Source organism: Flavobacterium branchiarum (assembly GCF_030409845.1).
Lineage (GTDB): Bacteria > Bacteroidota > Bacteroidia > Flavobacteriales > Flavobacteriaceae > Flavobacterium > Flavobacterium branchiarum.
On record NZ_JAUFQQ010000005.1, the window covers coordinates 1150890 to 1170905 of the forward strand.

The following is a 20016-nucleotide window of genomic DNA, read 5'->3' on the forward strand; positions in this document are numbered from 1 at the left end:
CAAAGTAAACGCCAAGATTTAGTTTCAAATAAGCCTAAAGATGAGTGACAAGTTCTCCGAAATACCTGAAGATTTACAAGCTATATCATACAAGATAATTGGATTGGCAATAGAAGTTCATCGGCAACTTGGTCCTGGTTTGCTCGAATCTGCTTATCAGGAATGCCTATTTTATGAAATTAAAAATGCAGGTTTAAAAGTTAAAAAAGAAGTAACACTTCCAATTATTTATAAAGAAATTAGACTAGAACAAGGATACAGGATTGATTTACTTGTAGAAGATAAATTAGTAATCGAATTAAAAACTGTTGAAAGTTTTAGCCCTGCACATTTTGCTCAAATATTAACATACTTGAAACTGGGAAAATACCCATTAGGTTTGTTAATAAATTACAATAGCACTATATTAAAAAACAATATAAAAAGATTTATAAACTCAAAATCAAATATTTAAAAACTTAGCGAATCTTTGAGTTCCCTTTGTGAGCCTTTGCGAAATAATTATGAAAAAACTTTTCAAACTAGTTCTTAATACCATTCCACGTCCATTGTTAATTCGGTTGAGTTATGTGGCGCGTCCAATTTTAGCCTTTACATTAAAAGGAGATAAATTTACCGATCCTATAGATGGTAAAAGTTTTAAAATGTTTTTGCCATATGGTTACGGTAAACAACGTAATAATGTATTGTCACCAAGCACTCTTTCGCTAGAGAGACATCGCTTACTGTGGTTATACCTTAACGATCAAACTGATTTTTTTACAGCTCCAAAAAAAATATTGCACTTTGCCCCTGAACAGGCTTTTTACAAACTATTTCGCAAGCAAAAAAACCTAGATTACACCACAACTGATTTATTTTCGCCTTTGGCAGATGTTAAAGCAGATATATGTAATTTACCTTTTAAGGACAATGAATATGATGTTATTTTATGTAATCATGTTTTAGAACATATTCCAGATGACACCAAAGCGATGCAAGAATTATTTCGTGTCTTGAAACCTGGCGGAATGGCCGTTTTACAAATTCCACAAGATTTATCAAGAGCAACAACTTTTGCTGATGACTCTATAACCGATCAAAAAGAACGTGCTAAAATATTCGGACAATACGATCACGTACGTATTTACGGTCGTGATTATTTTGATAAATTAAGAAGTATCGGTTTCATTGTTATCGAAGAAGATTATACCAATAAAATTTCTCCCGAACTGGTAGAAAAATATTGCTTAGCAAAAGGAGAAATTATTCCACTTTGCTTCAAAAAGGAAAACTAAATAGTCTTTTCTCCAAGTGATACAATCACATTTAAAAAGTTTTCAAAATAGCAATAATTTGAAAACTTTTTAATTTTATACAAGTCCTCAAATTACAACCAAACCAAACCTATCATCTTGCAACCTACTAAATTATTTCAATTTTGTTTTGACATCAGTTTTGATAAAAACCTAAATACTTATATTCCGACGGCTTATATCATTGAAAACACTGATGAAATTAGATATTTAAATAAAAAAGCAACAACAGGCGTTCTAGAAAGTTTCGGAATTGTTTTCGAAGATTTAGATTCGAATTCAAAAAGAATACTAACTGCTTGTGAAGCATTGAAGCCTGAATTTATTTTCAAGAAATTTAGCGCAAAAATCAAATCCGCAAAAACAATTACGGATTTACAAAAAGACTCTAAAATTGATTTTGCAATACGCCAGCATTTGCAATTTAATTTAAGCTCCTTTTACATGCTAATTGTAAAAGAACAATTTCCGTTATCAATTAACATGGGAGTTGAAAAAGATTTTTACCGTTCGAGAGTTAGCATTGCCCCTCTCGATTTTGAGCCACTAATTCAATTTGACAAACACTCAGAAGGAATTACTTATACGTTGTCTTTAAAAGAAAACGAAACTACATTTTCGCCCATGGATAGTAGTATTGATATTCTTTTAGACGAGCCAGGTTGGTTAATTATTAATAAAAAACTAGGACAGCTAAAAGAGCTAAATTCTAAGAAACTCACGCCTTTTTTAAAGAAAAAATCAATCGAAATCCCTTCACGATTAGTTGATGACTATTTTAAAAATTTCATCCCTGAAATAGCAAAAAAAACAGACATTGAAGCAACTGGTTTTGAAATAGAACTTCGTGATAAAATTATCTCTTGTACGATTCAACCCGTTTATGATTTCTTTAAAAATTGCTATTATCTCAATCTACATTTCGAATATAATGGCTATTCATTTGATGCTAGCAAAACCAAAAACACACATACATTTGTCGATTTTAGCATTGCTAATGAGCCCAAGATAATTCAGTTCAAACGAAGTGCTGATGAAACTTTATACACCGAAAAACTACTTGAATTTGGTTTTATAAAAATTAAAAATGAATTGTTTGGATGGAATTCAAATACCAAAACTCCTGATCCTTACGCTACTATTCAATTGGTTATCAATCGTAAAAAAGAACTAAAAAGCTTAGGTTTTACAATAGAAAATCTCCAACTAGAAAGCAAAGAAATAATTACAGAAAGTCATACTATTTCGGCTTCAAGACAAGAAACAAAAGAAGACTGGTTTGACATCAAAATAACGCTTACAATTGGAACTTTTACTATAAATTTTAGCGAAATTATTCCAAATATAAAAAGCAAAGAAAGGCTGTTTTTATTGCCTGACGGTAACTATTTTTTGATTCCAATAGAATGGCTCAGCAAATATGGTTCTTTAGCAAAATTGGCTAAAACTGAAGATGGAAATCTTCTGCTGCGCAAAAGTAATTTTGCTGCTTTGGATGCTATTCCGGAAATTAAAAACGATGTAAACCCTATTTACAAAGCCGAATATACCTCTTCTGATTTGCTAAAAGCAACTTTGAGACCTTATCAAATTGATGGCGTTAAATGGCTTTTAGGTCACTTTAATTCTAACTTAGGTGCCTGTCTGGCTGATGATATGGGACTTGGTAAGACGTTACAAACCTTAGCCGTTCTGGTTGCTGTACAGGAACAATTAGGATTTACAACCAAAACCACCAATTTTGATTTGTTTCAAAACGAAACTACTATTGAAAGAGATCCTTTAAAAACCTTGATTGTTTTACCTTCTTCATTAGTTTTCAACTGGTACAACGAGTCTCAAAAATTCACACCCCATTTTTCGAAAATACAATATGTGGGTAACGACAGGAAACAATTAGTGAATAGATTAGAATCATCTGACTTAATTTTTACTAGCTACAACATCATTCATCGTGATATTTCAATTCTAGAAAAATATAATTTTCGCTATTTAATTTTAGACGAAAGTCAATATATTAAAAATAAAAGTTCGAAGATTTTTAAAGCAATTAACAAAATAAAAACAGCTCATAAAATAGCCTTAAGTGGTACGCCTATCGAAAACTCTTTGGATGATTTATGGTCACAAATGGAATTTATAAATCCTGATATTTTAGGTACTTATAACTTTTTTGCAGAAAACTTTAAAATTCCGATTGAGAAAAAACAAGACGAAAATAGTTTGTCTGAATTAAAGACTCTGATTCAGCCTTATATTCTAAGACGAACTAAAGAGCAGGTTTTAAAAGATTTACCTGAATTAACAGAGCAGATCTATTATTGCGATATGGAACCCGAACAGGAGAAATTATATGAAAAAGAGAAATCGAAAGCACGTAATTTTTTATTAAAAACTGATGGTTCTACTCCTGATAAAATCAGCATTATTAATACGCTGATGAAGTTAAGGCAGTTGAGTAATCATCCGAAAATGGTAGATCAGGATTCAGAAATTGATTCTGGAAAATATATTGCAGTAACTAATTATCTAGAAAATTTAGTTAAAGGAAAACAAAAAGTTATCATATTTAGTTCGTTTGTCACCAATTTGAATTTTTATACCTCTTGGTGTAAGGATAACAAAATAGCGTTTTGTGAAATCACAGGTGAAACCCCTTCTAAGAAACGAGAACAGCAAGTGAATCAGTTTCAGGAAAATGAGAATCCTTTACTGTTTTTTATCTCTCTTAAAGCTGGTGGTGTTGGATTGAATATTACGAAAGCTTCTTATGTTTTGTTTTTAGATCCTTGGTGGAATCCTTTTGCTGAAAAGCAAGGAGTAGGAAGAGCACATCGAATTGGACAATTAAACAAAGTAAATGTCATTCGATTTATCTCGAAAAATACAGTTGAAGAAAAAATAATTAAACTACAAGAAAACAAAAAACTACTGTCTGATTCCCTATTAGAAGAAAGCTATATTAGCGACGAAATCGAAATTAATTTGGAATACATATTGGGTACTTAACAAACTGACTCATTTTTCGTTATATAAAATTCTTATATTTACATTTTTGCAACGTATTATATTATGCTAAATTCTATCCTTCGAAAAATAGTTCTCCTTCTTGTTTTTACTTCGGCAACAGCCCAAGTACAATCTGAAATTGCTCCTCCTTATAACATAAAGACTGTTTCGTTTGTGCAAGGCGGGCAAAATATTGTTCCAATATTCGAATTAGGAAGTGAGATTCAACTACAATTTGATGACCTTTTTGGTAATGAAGCCGATTATTACTACGAAATAACACATTGCAATTACAATTGGATTCCATCAGACATTCCTAAAACAGAATACCTACAAGGTTTTGATGGTCAGAGAATCACTAATTACACTAACTCGTTCAATACATTACAAATCTATTCACACTATAAACTCTCTTTACCTAATCAATTCACTCAAGTATTGATTACAGGTAATTATATTCTGAAAATCCTGAATGAAGATAAAGAAGTTGTTTTTTCCAGAAAGTTCATTGTTTATGAAAATTTGGTAACTGTTCCTGCACAGGTAAAAAGAAGCAGAACAGTAAGCAATATTGAATATAAGCATAATTTAGATTTTTCTATAAAATCAAGTGCTCTTAACTTTCAAACTCCGTTGCAAAATGTAAAAGTGGTTTTAATGCAAAATGGCAATTTCAACACAGTAATAAAGAACATTCCACCACAATATACTATCGGGAATGACTTAATATATAAATACAATAATGAAACTCAATTTTGGGCTGGAAACGAATTTCTGTATTTTGAGAATAAAGACATCCGTAACGCAGGTAACAATGTAGGGAGAGTCGATTCGAGCAAAGACATATACAACTCGTACTTATATACCAACCAAGCCAGAGGTAACTTTCCTTATACCAACTATCCAGACATAAATGGTAACTTTCTTGTAAAAAATATAAACGCAGCAAATAATGAAATCGAAGCTGATTATGCTTGGGTTTACTTTACACTTTCGGCACCTGCTTTTCGACTCAACAAAGACATTTATGTTAATGGAATGTTCGACAATTACAGTTTAACTCCTGAAAACAAAATGGACTACAATACAGAAAAAGGAGTCTATGAAAAAGCAATAATGATAAAACAAGGGTTTACAAATTATCAATATCAAATAGCCGACAAAAAGGGAGTAATTGATTTTGAAAATGCAATTGATGGTAATTTTTATCAAACCGAGAATGAATACACCATATTGGTTTATTATCGTGAGAATAGTGACCGTTATGATCGTGTTATCGGAAAAGGGTCAGCTAACTCACTGAATATCATCAATTAAAAAACATTTTACAAATGATTCTTTTAAATCATTTTTTTTTGTAAATTTGCTTCTATTACGCACATATATAACACTTTAGTATGGTTTCTCAAATAACAAGAGGCATAAAGATATCGGTTTTAACTAGTTTTGAAGGCACTTACTTCAAGAACTATAAGATTCATTTTGCCTTTAGCTATGTGGTTACTATTGAGAACCATAGCAAAGATTCAGTACAACTTACCTCTCGTCATTGGGAAATTTTCGATTCGCTTAACGATATCGAAATAGTTGATGGTGAAGGCGTAATAGGAAAAAAACCAGTTTTAAAACCTGGCGAGTTTCATACTTACAGTTCAGGATGTCTATTGTCATCTCCTTACGGAGCAATGAAAGGATATTTCAATATGGTAAATTTTACTACTACAAAAATTTTCAAAGTTATAGTACCTAATTTTAGAATGTGTGCTCCTTTTGCTTTGAACTAAATTTCTATTGCATCTAAATATTTTTTATAGTTAACTTATAACAAAATTATCAGATTATTAATTTAACCTTCGTACTTTTGTAGAGCGTTAGATAATTCTTATAAAATGGATTATCCGACTGTTAATTTGTCTAATTATCTAATTCTAAACAATATGCTAAAAGGATTTTTTCATGTACCTAAAGCGGTAAACGAACCCGTAAAAGGATATGCACCAAACTCACCAGAAAAAGCAGCAGTACAAGCAGCTTACACTACAATGTGGAACTCTAAAATTGATGTTCCTTTATATATTGGAAGTGAAGAGATTAAAACTGGTAACACTAAAAACATTACAGCTCCTCATGATCACAAACATGTAGTTGGAACTTACCACCTAGCTGAAAAAACACATATAGAAAAGGCAATTGCTAATGCGCTTGAAGCAAAAGATGCATGGGCTAATATGGCATGGGAACAACGTGCTGCTATTTTCTTAAAAGCTGCTGAACTTATTGCTGGTCCTTACAGAGCTAGAATAAATGCAGCTACAATGATCGGACAATCAAAAAACATTCACCAAGCTGAAATTGATGCTTCATGTGAATTAATTGATTTCTTACGTTACAATGTTGAGTTCATGACTCAAATTTATGCAGATCAGCCAAAATCTGATTCTACTACTTGGAATCGTCTTGAATACAGACCTCTAGAAGGTTTCGTTTATGCAATTACTCCTTTTAACTTTACTGCTATTGCTGCAAATCTTCCTGCAAGTGCTGCAATGATGGGTAACGTTGTAATCTGGAAACCAAGTGATAGCCAAGTATTCTCAACTAAAATCATCATCGACGTATTTAAAGAAGCTGGTGTTCCAGACGGTGTAATAAATGTTGTTTTTGGTGATGCATTAATGATTACTGATACCGTATTAGCAAGTCGTGATTTTGCAGGAGTTCACTTTACAGGTTCTACTCATGTATTCAAAGATATTTGGGCAAAAATTGGTGCAAACATTCACCACTACAAAACATACCCAAGAATTGTAGGTGAAACAGGTGGTAAAGATTTTATCATTGCTCATCCAAGTGCTAATGCTAAACAAGTATCAACTGGAATTGTACGTGGAGCATTTGAATTTCAAGGACAAAAATGTTCTGCAGCTTCAAGAGCTTATATCCCACAAAGTTTATGGCCAACAATAAAAGAACAATTGATTACTGATGTGAAATCTATGAAAATGGGTTCACCAGAAGATTTTGGTAATTTTATTACTGCTGTTATTCACGAAGGTTCTTTTGATAAATTAGCAAGTTTTATTGACCAAGCTAAAAAAGATGCTGATGCAGAAATAATCGTTGGTGGAAATTATGATAAATCAGTTGGATACTTTATTGAACCAACTATTATTGTAACTACAAATCCTAAATACGCTACAATGGAAACCGAATTATTCGGACCAGTAATTACTATTTATGTATATGAAGATGCAAAATGGGAAGAGACTTTAGAATTAGTTGATACAACTTCTGAATATGCTCTTACTGGAGCTGTATTTAGTCAAGATCGTTACGCTATTGAAGTAGCTACTACAAAATTACAAAATGCAGCAGGTAACTTCTATATTAATGACAAACCAACAGGAGCTGTTGTAGGAATGCAACCATTTGGTGGTGCAAGAGCATCAGGAACAAATGACAAAGCAGGTTCTGCATTAAACTTATTGCGTTGGGCTTCGCCAAGAACAATAAAAGAAACATTTGTAACTCCAGAAGACTATAGATATCCATTTTTAGGAGAATAATCACTAGAGTTTAAAACCATAAAAACCCACAAGCTTCAACTATTTTGAAACTTGTGGGTTTTGTTTTTTAAGAAATTCTTCCTACCAAATACACAGTTCTTTGTAATGCTTTTCTCTCTTTGTTGATTTTCAAAAACATACAGCCAATAAAATGCCCAATCGTGTTATTTTTTAAACTTATCATGACATAGAAAAAATTAAACACAACTGTAAATTTGAAAACTCTTGATCAAACAAATAGACTCAAGAGAAAAATAATAAAATATTTATATCTAAATATTAAACAAAGAAAAAATGAAAAGTATAGAAAAAGCGCCGAAAATTATCCGTGCAGCCAAAAGTACGAATCATCCAATTGATTTTAAATGGAACGGAAAAATAATGGAAAAACTAATAGATCCATCAGAGAAGCATGGAAAATTAGAAATGGCATTAACTAGCATTAGCCATAAAGCCTCTTTGGGTTTAACAGCGGCCTTACTCGAATGGATCTACTGGCGTTATAAAGATCATACTGAAACATCTGAACAAATGAACCTTCGTATCGAAGCGCTATGGTGCTCAGTATCAAATCCAGAATACACCAAACCGTTAATTTTTGACCTAAATATGAATACCCCTGCATCTGGACCTGTAGACGGACCTTTATGGGTTGCATTAATGAATGTTAGAATGATAGATGTCTTGCGCCGAAAAGGATCCTACTATCTTCAAAGCGAAATCGTAGGACTAGCACTACTAGCACGTCATATAACACCTAAGAAAAAAATATTTAATCAATGGCTTAAAACTACTTTAAAAGACCTTACTCTATTATTCCCTTGTCAATATTCTTATGACAATTTAAAAAGTAATGAAGAAAAATACAATCCTTCATCAGAACCTGTAATATGTCGAGATTTTTTCTTTGATCCTCTTTACGAGTACTCAGCAAAATCATCTGAAATTGCAATTAAAAATTTTGTTGCAAGTTTAGATTACGAGATAAACCCTTTTTTATGTTCACCTAAAGAAGCCATCTAAACCAATACATTTAATAAAACTCACAAGTTTTTGATATTTATTAAAACTTGTGAGTTTTCTTTTTTTAAACTAAGTCTATTTTTCTAATTCAAAACTAGAAATCGTATGAAAAGAATCTATCTCAGTATTCTTTTTCCCTTCAAAAGTATCATAATTTACAACTAATAATTTTCCTTTATAAATGATTGTTTCACACGGATTATCCAATTGTCCGTCTGAACCATCTGCATTATCATTTTCCCAAATTAGATACATTTTATTTGCATTCAAGTCCAACTGATGAACACTATTATTGTCGTAATTGGCAATGAAAATTGAATTTCTTTTCTCATCATAAAAAAAACCATCACAACATTTTAATTTATCTGAATCAAAAACAACCTTTTTAGATTTAAGCTTTCCATCTTTTGTAAATTCAAGCTTTGTAATTACACCGTCTCCAAAATTCCCTGCATATAAATCCCCTTTTTTATCAAAAGCAATTCCATCAATACCAATCGTTCTTTTAGTTATTTCTGGCTTAAGGGTAAATGTCGTTACTAGGTAATTTGGTTTTGTATTCTTATCCAAAATTATTTTACCCGAGTTTAATTCCTTCAACGAAAAACTATAAATTCCGCTTTCTCTTCTATTCTCAAAAAGAGCATCTGTAACACAAACTCTATCTTTATACCATCTTACAGCTTCACCAAAATTAAATCCCTCAACCAAAACCTCAGCGTATTTAGGTTTGCCATTCTCAACTACAACTCTTATTAATCTAGAGAAATTTTCGTTATCCGTAAAAAACTGATTATCCATTAAATATAAATTTCCATCAGGACCAAATTCCATTCCCATAGGATGTACTTTCTTCGTAATAGGATGCAATGGTAATTGATCAAACCATGTTATTGGCTTATCATTTTCATCAAAAGTTAAAATTTTACTCCCATGCTTTTCAAACGTAACTGGATTTGTGATTGACAAATACAGATTCCCTTTTTTATCTAATGCTAGCCCATCGGGAGTTTGACAAGTTTCGCCCAGATCAGCAAACAAAGTTGGTTTAATCATTTTAAAATCCTCACTATAAACAATCTGTTGTTTGTCTTCTTGTGAAAATAAATTTACAGTATTCATTAAAATCAGAATACCAATTGCATTTTTAATCATTTTCTTCATTTTGTTATGGTTTAATTGTTGCTTTTGAGATTATTTAAAACAGTATCCTTTTTAGTGCATTTACTAAAAATATTGCGAAGAGAAGAATCAGTTTCATCATGATTTATATATTTAAAGCGAATATAATTACAGTACCAATTTGTTATTTATTGCGCAATTGAAAACCCGGTTTTAGCATTCAAATAATCGATACTGAAAAAATACATCATTCGTATGCTCAAACACTGTTTTTAGGTGTGATAACACTTTATTTAAAGCAAAGAACAAAGCAGACTTTTATATTTTATTATCTTGTTCCCTCTTAAAACATTATAATGCAATTTTTAAAAAATATCGACCTAAAAAGGATCCTTTTACACTGTATCTATTGGATTTCCTTTTTGCTACTATACGTCAATGGAAAGTCAGATAATGATTCTTATTATGATTTTACGTTTGTTTATGTGTGGAAAATTTTAGCGCAAGCAACTGCTGCTTACGGATTAATTTATTGGATTATCCCCAAGACACTTAATCGAAAGAAATATTTACTTTTTATACTTTTTGCGACAAGTTGGCTCTATTTTGTTTTTGCTCTTTTAATGATTTTTAAATTCTATTACCTAGAGCCAAAATTCCCTGGTTTCTTTGATGATTGGCTTGGACATAAAATGTCGATTCCCGAAAGATTAACTTCATTTAAATTGATCTTTAGAGAATTTTCTTTTATCACTTACCCTATTATCATTTTAGGCTTTATAAGTTTTAACCGCAAGCAACAACGCCTTTTAAAATTAGAGGAAGAAAAAAAATCAATGGAATTAAAAGTATTGAAGAATCAACTGAACCCTCATTTCCTATTCAATACTTTAAATAATCTATATACACTAACACTGAAAAAGGATGACAAAGCACCTGAAGTAATTGCTAAATTATCTGAAATTTTAGACTTTGTTTTATACCGTTGCAATGAAGATTATGTTTCTATTGAAAAAGAAATTGCCTTAATCGAAAATTATATTGCTTTGGAAAAACTCCGCTATAGCGAAAACAGATTAAATATTTCGTTTACCAAAAACATTCAGGAAAGCAATAAAATTTCGCCACTTATCATATTAACGTTTATAGAAAATGCTTTTAAACATGGTGTTATTAATGAGACTGAAAAAGCCAACATTAAGCTGAATTTAGAGAGTAAAAAAGGACAAATTATTTTTAGCATAGAGAATACAAAACCTCAAAATGATAGTACAGTAATTTCAGATAAATCAAAAATCGGATTAGAAAACGTCCGAAAACAATTGGATTTATTATATCCAAAAAAACATCAATTAGAAATAGAAGAAACACAAAATACCTATACCGTTAAACTTGTTCTTACTCTTTAACATTCTTGAATCAACTTACTACCAAAAACTAATCATTTCAAATTTTATGAAAAAACAATCCATCATTGTTAGTCTTTTTTTTGTTCTCTGTTTTATTACTGCAAATAGCCAATCTAAAACTATTGACACTTTGGTCGATGTCGGTAAGCACCGTATTCATTTTAAGATCGTAAAAGGGAAAGGCACACCTATCCTTTTTGATGCAGGTGGAGGGAATGATGGTTCTGTATGGAATTCGATTCTAAAGCCTATTTCCGAATTAACAGATGCAACTTTAATAACATATGACAGAGCTGGTTTTGGCACAAGTACTATTGATACTTTACAAACAGATGATTTGAAAAACGGAATTATAAGCAGTGTAGAAGATTTAGAAATCGGTCTAAAAAAACTTGGCTATGACAAAGAAATCATGTTAGTCTCACATTCTTATGGTGGCTATCTCTCAACTCTTTATGCTACAAGACATCCCAAACTTATTAAAGGTGTTATTTTAATTGACGTTAACCACAACTATTATGAAGATGGCTACATTGAAAAAGTACTTGCTACTCAAGACAAGCTTATACCGCAATGGAAAAAAACCAACAAAGGCATTTATTATATGTCGGCAACTATCGTCGAAACTGTAAAAACAATGAGTAAGTTGTCGATACCTCAAAACATTCCTGTTATTGATTTTGTCAACGAAATTCCTTTTTTAAAAACACCTGAAGAAATTGAACGTTGGAAAGAGTGTCATAAAAAATATGCTGCAAACAATTCTAACGTTACCAGTATAACTGCTTACGGTTGTGGTCATGCTATCTGGATCGACAATCCTCAATTAGTAATCACTACGATTGCTAAAATGTATGACAATGATTCTAAACAAAAAACAGAGATTCAAGAGCGCACTTTACAATACGCAATTCAATCTTTTAACGAAGGCAAAAAAGAGCAATTAGCGTACAATAATTCCGAAGACGACCTAAATAATTGGGGATACGAATTATTACGCAAAAATGAAAATGAAAAAGCAACCGAAGTATTCAAACTTAATGTATTATTGAATCCTAAAAGCTCAAATGCGTATGATAGCTATGGCGAAGCTTTATTGAAAATTAATAAAAAAGAAGAAGCTATTGCTATGTATAAAAAATCTATTGCTCTTAATCCTGAGAACACAAACGGCAAAGAAGTTTTAGAACGCATTGTAAAAGAAACAACAAAATAAATAGACTAGATTATAAACAAATAGATTAAAATTACATCTATTAAATATAAAACTTTCAAATGAAATATAAATGCATTATTGTCGACGACGAACCTTTGGCTAGAGAGTTAATTGCATCTCATCTCACTAATTTTGATAATTTTGAACTAGTCGATTCATTTGAAAACGCATTAAAAGCCTATACATTTTTAGAAACAAATACTGTTGATTTATTATTCCTTGATATTGAAATGCCACTGTTAAAAGGAAATGATTTTTTAAAGAAACTAAAAAATCCACCCAAAGTAATATTTACAACTGCTTATCGCGAATATGCCATCGAAGGATACGAGCTCAATGTTATTGATTACCTTTTAAAACCAATTACTTTTGACCGTTTTTTTGTTTCAATAGAGAAGTTTAAACAATTACAAGCTCCAAGAAAAGAAGAAAAAGCAAATCCGGAAAATCATATTTTTGTATCAAGTGGGAATAGAAATATCAAGATAATTTTTGAAGATATTTTATATATAGAAAGTCTAAAAGATTACATCACGATTCATCTTGAAAATGGAATATCACATCATCTTAAACAGAACATTTCTACTTTCGAAAAAGTACTAGATTCAAATTTTGTTCGAGTGCACCGCTCTTTTATTATTCAAACAAAAAAACTAACTGCTTACACTAAAAATGAAGTCGAGATAAACACAATAGAAATACCAATAGGAAGTAGCTATAAAGAAAATTGGCTACTGTATCTAAATAAAATTAGGTAACTATCATATAATTTTAAGCAGATTTGATAAAATTAATCCCGAATCACTTCGGGATTTTTTTATTCTTTATCTACTTTTGGATTGAAGTCTAACCCCTTTTTAAGTTTTTGGTCAAAATCTGATAATTGTTTAATTGCTTTTGTAGCTAAAGGATTCATACTAACCGAATCAATTTCTTTAGGTAATACACCTGTACTTCTGATACTTTCAACAACTTTATCAAAATCAGATTTGTATTCAATATCTTGTACTACTCTAAATTTTTCATATTCTTTCTCAGCAAATTTTTTAGCAACATCTGTTTTTATTTTTCCTGCATCCTTTAAAAGGTCATAATCATTAAAATCAAGAAATGCATCTAACTTTCCAGACCATTCTTTCATTGTCATTATTTTGCCTTTTTTCGCTTGATTTTCAGCATAATCAAGATACATAGTCACTATTCTATTTAGTTCTGATATTTCATCTTCAGTAAGGTAGTTTTTAGCAACACCTACATCGGTTTTTAGAATTTTCCCTCCACTTTTAGAGTTTTTCCACGTAGTTAAACCCATATTTGGATTTTCTGAGTTAGCTCTTAGCTTTATTATTTCAGACGCGGTATGATTTGTTATTGCAAACTCTAATTTATTTTGAACAGTAGCAAAAAAAGTACTAGTTATTTTTGCTTTAGAATCATAATCTGATGCTGTTGCATACAAGTCCGTTATTTTTTGATAAAACCTTCTTTCGCTGGCACGTATTTCTCTTATACGCTCTAATAATTCTTCAAAATAATCCTTCCCAAATAGATTTTTGCCCTGTTTTAGCCTATCATCATCTAATGCAAAGCCTTTTATTAGATATTCCTTTAAGATTGATGTAGCCCATATTCTAAACAAAGTAGCTTTTTGAGAATTTACTCTATATCCAACAGATATTATAGCATCTAAATTATAAAACTCTATATTTCTTTGAACATTTCTTGAACCTTCTAATTGAACTGTCAAGATTTCTTTGACAGTTGCAAATTTGTTCAGTTCTCCTTCATCATATATATTACTTAAGTGATAACTGATATTTTGTTTAGTAGTTTCAAAAATTTCACCCATGCTATTTTGAGACACCCAAACTGTTTGATTTTCTTCATCCAAAATAACCTTTATACTTGTATTACCTTCACTAGAAGAATAAAACATGAATTTTGTGTCTTTTTCCGAATTATACATTAATTACATTTTATAAGTTGAATGATTATTTGAATTTGAAAGTAATAAATTAGAATACTAAAGAACAAACACGTAATTACATTAGTTTTTAAATTACCGCTCAATTGTTTCAGTTTTATCTTTTGCCATTTACATAAGTTCTATCTCTCTCACAACTACTTAATCTAATTCGTTGTTGTTTTCAATACCGAAACATTTTTTAATCCTTTGCAACATAAACCACGCTGATTTTTGAGTGATACTTAAATCACGTCCTAATTGTAAAGACGAAATTCCTTTTTTATGAGAAGTAACCAAATAAATAGCAAGAAACCATTTTTGTAATTCCATTTTAGTATTATCAAATAAGGTATCGGTTTTAACGTTGAAATACTTCCCAGTATTTTTGCATTTGTACTTATTGCTTTTACAAACATATACCTTTGATGAAGCATCAAAAGGACTTATTACGTTACCATCCCAACGCAAAGCTTCCAAGTGATCAATACATTTTTGCTCATCTGGAAATGCTTTAATTAGGTCTAAAGTCGATTTAAAATCTTGGGGGATCATGGCGATTACATTTAATTGCAAAACAAATATAGAACTTATTTACACCAAAACCTGAGTTACTTAGTGTAAAATAATACATCACTAAATAAAATCAAATAGCAAAACCCCACAAACTTCAGGCGATTCTGAAATTAGTGGGGTTTGTTTCTTTTTGTGAAGTAAATTAAAACTTATTCTCTACCTCAGCAGCTTGTAACATCAAATAATGTAAATCTGTATTTTTCACAAAAGGCTTTAAAAGTTCGCTTCCTGGGCCAAACATTGCCAATTCGACATAATCAGCAGAGTGATCCATACTGATCCAACCTACAGAATTTATTTTACCCTGCATTTCTGCAAACGCTTTATAGGGTAATTTTTTGTAATTGTACAATCCATCTTCCTTATGCAATCCATCATAATAACTCAAAACTGTTTTTGCATCATCATCAGAAACCGAATGTCCGTTAGCCTTTTCAATAATTTCTTTTACTTGCGAAATAGAAGAATCTGGTTTAATTTGATTTAAAATCCATTCGTTAGTCTGCGTATATTTCTGAATACTATCAAAATTCTCATTGGCGTATTTACCATAAATAATCCCTGGATTAGCATTTCCGTGATCTGTAGTAATAATGACCAACGTTTCTTTGTCTTTTTCAGCAAAATCAATTGCAATTTTTACTGCTTCATCAAACTCAATTTGATCATTAATCAAACCTGCAATATCATTACCATGAGCAGCCCAATCAACCTTTCCGCTTTCTATTTGCAAAACAAAACCATTTTTATGGTCTTTCATTCTGTCAATCGCTTTCTGAGCCATTTCGGCTAAACTTGGAATTGTTTTCTTAAGATTTTCATCACTATTTCTATCTACATAATACGGAAGACCATCTTCTGAAAACACTCCTAAAATAGGTTTAGAATTAGAAGCTGCTTCCATATCAGAGCGAGTATTCACAACCTGATATCCTTTGGCTCTAAAAGCAGCATACATGTCTTTTTTGTCTTTTCTTACTTCTGGTTTAAAATAATTTGAACCTCCCCCCATCATAACATCAAAACCAAGGTCTAAGTATTGTTCAGCGATATCGTCCTGAGCATTTCTACTCTTACTATTTACGCAAAAACCAGCAGGAGTTGCATGCGTTATTGGAACCGTAGTTACACAACCAGCCATTTTACCTGATTTCTTGAATTTTTGCCAAATCGGTAAATGTGGTTCTCCTTGAGGACTAACATTAAGCACTCCATTGTTTACTCTAAAACCACCTCCCCACGAAGAACTAGCAGCTGATGAATCGGTCACAATAGAATTAGCCGAAGCTGTATCCATTAGCGCTCTCGAAACTCTATTGTCTTTATATAACTGAATCCAATTGGATCCTTTTCCTGTTTTTCTGTTTAAGTACAAATCAGCCATGTTTAGAGTACCTGTACTCATCCCATCACTAACTAAAAGAATAATATTTTTGGCTTTCTTGTTTTTATTAACTGATTCTAAATCCAAGATATTAGCCGAACCCTGAAACGGATTCATAACTGCTGCTCCAATTGTAAATAAAGAGCCATTTCTAAAAAACTTCCTTCTATCCATCATTACTTTGTTTTGTAAGTGTTTCAAAGATAAAAAAATACACTTAGCAACAAAATTATCTTTGTGTTATCATACCAATTATCGTCATAAAAACACAAAACCCCATCATATATATGACAGGGTTTTATAGTAAATCGTATTAAGAAAATTTAAACTGTAAACTTTAAAGGCAAGTGAACTACTTTTTTTGTTTCAAAAAATTCATCTTCAAAGAAATCAGTCAAATTGTATTCTGTAGCTTTAGGGAAATCTTTCAACTCTTCGGTTAAGTCTCCTCCTTTAAGATATAAGATTCCGTTTTTAAGTTCGTGCTTGTGTTTTTTCTTGATTTTATCTTTAATCCAAGAAACAAAATCAGGCATATTAGTTACAGCACGACTTACGATAAAATCAAAATCGCCCTTTACATTTTCAGCACGAAGCTGTTCTGCTTTTACATTCTTTAAATCCAAAGCATCTACAACACCTTGAACTACTTTTATCTTTTTAGCGATAACATCAATTAAATGAAAACGAGTTTCAGGAAAAAGTATCGCCAGAGGAATACCCGGAAATCCACCACCAGTCCCCACATCAAGAACATAAGTTCCTGGTTCAAATTTCATGATTTTTGCAATCCCTAACGAATGTAAAATGTGTTTTGTATATAAGGAATCAATGTCTTTTCTAGAAATAACATTGATTTTTTCATTCCAATCGTGATATAAAAAGTCTAATTTTTGAAATTGTTCGATTTGAAGTTCGGTCAAATCAGGAAAATATTTCAATATCTCGTCCATTGTTCTATTTTTTTAACAAAAGTACTACTTTACGATTGAAATATTTAACTCAATTTTGCAAAATGAAAATTTATAATAATTATCTTTGAAAACTATTTAATTTCATTATGAATAACACTGCGCCTACTTTTGCAAGACAAGACAATCTGAAATTTTTCAGAACACTTAACTCACGGGTTAACAATTACTTTAAAGAAAATAATATTCAGAAAACTGGAAACTGGAAATTACACTTAAAAGCAGTTATACTTTTTGCTGTTTTTTTAACTCCTTATTTTTTAATCCTTACACTTAACATGCCATTTTGGGTAATGCTTCTATTATCAATTGTAATTGGTATCGGAATGGCTGGTATTGGAATGAATGTAATGCATGATGGTAATCATGGTTCTTTTTCTAATAAAAACTGGATTAATAAATTCATGGGGGGAACAATTTACGTTCTAGCAGGAAATGTTTACAACTGGCAAGTACAACATAATGTTTTACACCATACTTATACAAATATTCCTGGGCATGATGAAGATCTTGATGCTGGAAGAATTATACGTTTTACAAAACACGCAGAATGGCATAAATTTCACCGTTTTCAACATTATTATTCTGTTTTCTTATATGGTTTATTGACTTTTAATTGGGCAATCACAACTGATTTTAAGCAAATGCGTAACTACTTAAAAAGAAAACTATCTTATGGTGAACCAAAAAACCCGAAAATTCTTTGGACAACTCTAATTATAACTAAAGTCATATATGTATCAATTTGGATTGTTTTACCAATCTTGATTGGAATTACATGGTGGAAAGTACTTATCGGATTTTTTGTAATGCACTATACAGCTGGATTAATTTTAAGCATCGTGTTTCAATTGGCACACGTTGTAGAAGAAACTACAAATCCATCTCCAAATGAATTAGGAGAAATGGACAACACTTGGGCAATTCACCAATTATTTACTACAACCAATTTTGCTCCTAAAAATGCTATTGTAAATTGGTATACTGGGGGATTAAATCACCAAATCGAGCATCACATTTTTCCAAACATATGTCACATTCATTATGGGAAAATTGCAAAAATTGTAAAAGAGACTGCAAATGAATGCAACTTGCCTTACTACGAATACAAAACAATGGGAAGTGCTATTGTTGCTCACTTTAAACATTTGCGTGAGTTAGGTATGAAACCAGGATTATCTGCTTAAACTAAAAAATAACTACTAATAATTAACCCTCCTCAATTACAGTTAGAGTTGAGGACATTCAAAAATTTTATAATGAACCATATTCTTTCAGACAGAATCAACAACCTTGCGACATCACAAACTTTAGCAATGGCTGCTTTGGCACGCGAATTAAAAGCCCAAGGAAAAGACATTATCAGTTTAAGTTTAGGTGAGCCTGATTTTAACACACCTGATTTCATTAAAGAAGCAGTAAAAAAAGCAGTTGACGAAAATTATAGCACATACTCTCCAGTAGAAGGATATTTAGAATTGAGAGAGGCTATCTGCAAAAAATTCAAAAGAGATAACGGATTAGATTACAAACCATCACAAATTGTTGTTTCTACAGGAGCAAAACAATCTTTATACAACATTGCACAAGTAATGCTTAACGATGGTGACGAGGTTATTTTACCTGCACCTTACTGGGTTTCTTATTTCGAAATCGTTAAACTTTCTGGTGGAGTTCCTGTTGAAGTTCCAACATCTGTAGATACTGATTTTAAAATTACACCTGAGCAATTAGAAGCAGCTATCACACCAAAAACAAAAATGATGTGGTTCAGTTCTCCTTGTAATCCTTCTGGATCTGTTTATAGCAGAGAGGAATTAACTGCTCTTGCAAAAGTCTTAGAAAAACACCCAAATATATACGTAGTTGCCGACGAAATTTATGAGCACATCAATTTCTCAGGTACTTTCTGTAGCATCGGTTCAATCCCAGGAATGTTAGAAAAAACAATCACTGTAAACGGAGTTGCAAAAGCATTTGCAATGACAGGATACAGAATTGGTTATATTGGAGCTCCTGAATTTATTGCAAAAGCATGTACAAAAATTCAAGGACAAGTAACTTCTGGAGCAAACTCTGTAGCACAACGCGCTACAATTACTGCTGTAGATGCTGACCCAAGTGTATTAAACCACATGGTTAAGGCTTTCCACGGTCGTAGAGATTTAGTGGTTGGATTATTAAAAGAAATTCCTGGTGTAAAAATCAACGTTCCTGAAGGAGCTTTTTACGTTTTCCCAGACGTTTCTTCTTTCTTCGGAAAAACATTAAAAGGAACAGAAATTAAAGACGCAAATGATTTATCAATGTATCTTTTAGGAGAAGCTAACGTAGCAACTGTAACAGGTGATGCTTTTGGGAATCCAAACTGTATTCGTTTTTCTTATGCAACAAGCGAAGACATCTTAAAAGAAGCTTTACGCAGAATCAAAGAAGCTTTAACTGCTTAATCAAGATTCAAATTATATAGATCAAAGCCTCA

The 20016-nt window shown here is 31.5% G+C and carries 17 protein-coding genes; 12 read left to right on the plus strand and 5 right to left on the minus strand.

Annotated features, from left to right (window positions below; genetic code table 11):
* Positions 1–40: 40 nt before the first annotated feature.
* The 7 genes from QWY99_RS16955 (at position 41) to QWY99_RS16985 (ending at position 8893) form a co-directional block, all read left to right on the plus strand.
* On the plus strand, positions 41–454 hold the full coding sequence (locus tag QWY99_RS16955; protein WP_290266913.1) for a GxxExxY protein: 414 nt from the start codon (positions 41–43) through the stop codon (positions 452–454).
* 49 nt (positions 455–503) lie between these two features.
* A complete protein-coding gene (locus QWY99_RS16960; RefSeq protein WP_290266915.1) occupies positions 504–1277 on the plus strand; it encodes a class I SAM-dependent methyltransferase in 774 nt (257 codons plus the stop codon).
* Positions 1278–1394: 117 nt separating this feature from the next.
* Positions 1395–4304: a DEAD/DEAH box helicase gene (locus tag QWY99_RS16965; RefSeq protein WP_290266916.1), complete on the plus strand. Its 2910-nt coding sequence runs from the start codon at positions 1395–1397 to the stop codon at positions 4302–4304.
* Positions 4305–4367: 63 nt separating this feature from the next.
* Entirely contained in the window at positions 4368–5621 is a 1254-nt protein-coding gene (locus QWY99_RS16970; RefSeq protein WP_290266917.1) for a type IX secretion system plug protein, read from the plus strand.
* A gap of 80 nt (positions 5622–5701) precedes the next feature.
* Positions 5702–6088: a Co2+/Mg2+ efflux facilitator ApaG/CorD gene (apaG, locus tag QWY99_RS16975; protein WP_129540919.1), complete on the plus strand. Its 387-nt coding sequence runs from the start codon at positions 5702–5704 to the stop codon at positions 6086–6088.
* A 153-nt stretch (positions 6089–6241) separates the two neighbouring features.
* Complete coding sequence (gene pruA, locus QWY99_RS16980; RefSeq protein ID WP_290268240.1) at positions 6242–7870, plus strand: L-glutamate gamma-semialdehyde dehydrogenase; 1629 nt, start codon at positions 6242–6244, stop codon at positions 7868–7870.
* A gap of 294 nt (positions 7871–8164) precedes the next feature.
* On the plus strand, positions 8165–8893 hold the full coding sequence (locus QWY99_RS16985) for a hypothetical protein (RefSeq protein WP_290266918.1): 729 nt from the start codon (positions 8165–8167) through the stop codon (positions 8891–8893).
* Positions 8894–8968: 75 nt separating this feature from the next.
* On the opposite strand, the gene QWY99_RS16990 is transcribed toward QWY99_RS16985, so the two are convergent.
* Positions 8969–10057, minus strand: a complete 1089-nt coding sequence (locus QWY99_RS16990) for an NHL repeat-containing protein (protein WP_290266919.1) — start codon at positions 10055–10057, stop codon at positions 8969–8971.
* 314 nt (positions 10058–10371) lie between these two features.
* Here QWY99_RS16990 and QWY99_RS16995 point away from each other — a divergent pair, with 314 nt between their 5' ends.
* Genes QWY99_RS16995 through QWY99_RS17005 form a run of 3 tightly spaced genes read left to right on the plus strand, consistent with a single transcriptional unit; the run spans position 10372 to position 13398 of the window.
* A complete protein-coding gene (locus tag QWY99_RS16995) occupies positions 10372–11424 on the plus strand; it encodes a sensor histidine kinase (RefSeq protein WP_290266920.1) in 1053 nt (350 codons plus the stop codon).
* A gap of 46 nt (positions 11425–11470) precedes the next feature.
* Positions 11471–12640: an alpha/beta fold hydrolase gene (locus QWY99_RS17000; protein ID WP_290266921.1), complete on the plus strand. Its 1170-nt coding sequence runs from the start codon at positions 11471–11473 to the stop codon at positions 12638–12640.
* 59 nt (positions 12641–12699) lie between these two features.
* Positions 12700–13398: a LytR/AlgR family response regulator transcription factor gene (locus tag QWY99_RS17005; protein WP_290266922.1), complete on the plus strand. Its 699-nt coding sequence runs from the start codon at positions 12700–12702 to the stop codon at positions 13396–13398.
* A gap of 59 nt (positions 13399–13457) precedes the next feature.
* On the opposite strand, the gene QWY99_RS17010 is transcribed toward QWY99_RS17005, so the two are convergent.
* The 4 genes from QWY99_RS17010 to rsmG form a co-directional block, all read right to left on the minus strand.
* Positions 13458–14606, minus strand: a complete 1149-nt coding sequence (locus tag QWY99_RS17010) for a virulence RhuM family protein (RefSeq protein ID WP_290266923.1) — start codon at positions 14604–14606, stop codon at positions 13458–13460.
* Positions 14607–14765: 159 nt separating this feature from the next.
* Entirely contained in the window at positions 14766–15158 is a 393-nt protein-coding gene (locus QWY99_RS17015) for a hypothetical protein (RefSeq protein WP_290266924.1), read from the minus strand.
* Positions 15159–15321: 163 nt separating this feature from the next.
* Positions 15322–16737, minus strand: a complete 1416-nt coding sequence (locus tag QWY99_RS17020) for an alkaline phosphatase (protein ID WP_290268242.1) — start codon at positions 16735–16737, stop codon at positions 15322–15324.
* Between the two features lie 149 nt (positions 16738–16886).
* Positions 16887–17516, minus strand: coding sequence for a 16S rRNA (guanine(527)-N(7))-methyltransferase RsmG (rsmG, locus tag QWY99_RS17025; RefSeq protein ID WP_290266925.1), 630 nt, complete (start codon positions 17514–17516; stop codon positions 16887–16889).
* Positions 17517–17623: 107 nt separating this feature from the next.
* Here rsmG and QWY99_RS17030 point away from each other — a divergent pair, with 107 nt between their 5' ends.
* Positions 17624–18721 carry a fatty acid desaturase family protein gene (locus tag QWY99_RS17030; RefSeq protein WP_290266926.1) on the plus strand — a complete coding sequence of 366 codons (1098 nt, stop codon included), beginning with the start codon at positions 17624–17626 and terminating at the stop codon, positions 18719–18721.
* A gap of 72 nt (positions 18722–18793) precedes the next feature.
* Positions 18794–19984, plus strand: coding sequence for a pyridoxal phosphate-dependent aminotransferase (locus tag QWY99_RS17035; RefSeq protein WP_290266927.1), 1191 nt, complete (start codon positions 18794–18796; stop codon positions 19982–19984).
* Positions 19985–20016 lie beyond the last annotated feature (32 nt).

What these genes read in the sequence shown, in the direction of transcription:
- QWY99_RS16955 (WP_290266913.1), top strand. Translation starts at nt 41, where the DNA reads ATGAGTGACAAGTTCTCCGAAATACCTGAAGATTTACAAGCTATATCA.
- QWY99_RS16960 (WP_290266915.1), top strand. Translation starts at nt 504, where the DNA reads ATGAAAAAACTTTTCAAACTAGTTCTTAATACCATTCCACGTCCATTG.
- QWY99_RS16970 (WP_290266917.1), top strand. Translation starts at nt 4,368, where the DNA reads ATGCTAAATTCTATCCTTCGAAAAATAGTTCTCCTTCTTGTTTTTACT.
- apaG (WP_129540919.1), top strand. Translation starts at nt 5,702, where the DNA reads ATGGTTTCTCAAATAACAAGAGGCATAAAGATATCGGTTTTAACTAGT.
- pruA (WP_290268240.1), top strand. Translation starts at nt 6,242, where the DNA reads ATGCTAAAAGGATTTTTTCATGTACCTAAAGCGGTAAACGAACCCGTA.
- QWY99_RS16985 (WP_290266918.1), top strand. Translation starts at nt 8,165, where the DNA reads ATGAAAAGTATAGAAAAAGCGCCGAAAATTATCCGTGCAGCCAAAAGT.
- QWY99_RS16990 (WP_290266919.1), bottom strand. Translation starts at nt 10,057, where the DNA reads ATGAAGAAAATGATTAAAAATGCAATTGGTATTCTGATTTTAATGAAT.
- QWY99_RS16995 (WP_290266920.1), top strand. Translation starts at nt 10,372, where the DNA reads ATGCAATTTTTAAAAAATATCGACCTAAAAAGGATCCTTTTACACTGT.
- QWY99_RS17000 (WP_290266921.1), top strand. Translation starts at nt 11,471, where the DNA reads ATGAAAAAACAATCCATCATTGTTAGTCTTTTTTTTGTTCTCTGTTTT.
- QWY99_RS17005 (WP_290266922.1), top strand. Translation starts at nt 12,700, where the DNA reads ATGAAATATAAATGCATTATTGTCGACGACGAACCTTTGGCTAGAGAG.
- QWY99_RS17010 (WP_290266923.1), bottom strand. Translation starts at nt 14,606, where the DNA reads ATGTATAATTCGGAAAAAGACACAAAATTCATGTTTTATTCTTCTAGT.
- QWY99_RS17015 (WP_290266924.1), bottom strand. Translation starts at nt 15,158, where the DNA reads ATGATCCCCCAAGATTTTAAATCGACTTTAGACCTAATTAAAGCATTT.
- QWY99_RS17020 (WP_290268242.1), bottom strand. Translation starts at nt 16,737, where the DNA reads ATGGATAGAAGGAAGTTTTTTAGAAATGGCTCTTTATTTACAATTGGA.
- rsmG (WP_290266925.1), bottom strand. Translation starts at nt 17,516, where the DNA reads ATGGACGAGATATTGAAATATTTTCCTGATTTGACCGAACTTCAAATC.
- QWY99_RS17030 (WP_290266926.1), top strand. Translation starts at nt 17,624, where the DNA reads ATGAATAACACTGCGCCTACTTTTGCAAGACAAGACAATCTGAAATTT.
- QWY99_RS17035 (WP_290266927.1), top strand. Translation starts at nt 18,794, where the DNA reads ATGAACCATATTCTTTCAGACAGAATCAACAACCTTGCGACATCACAA.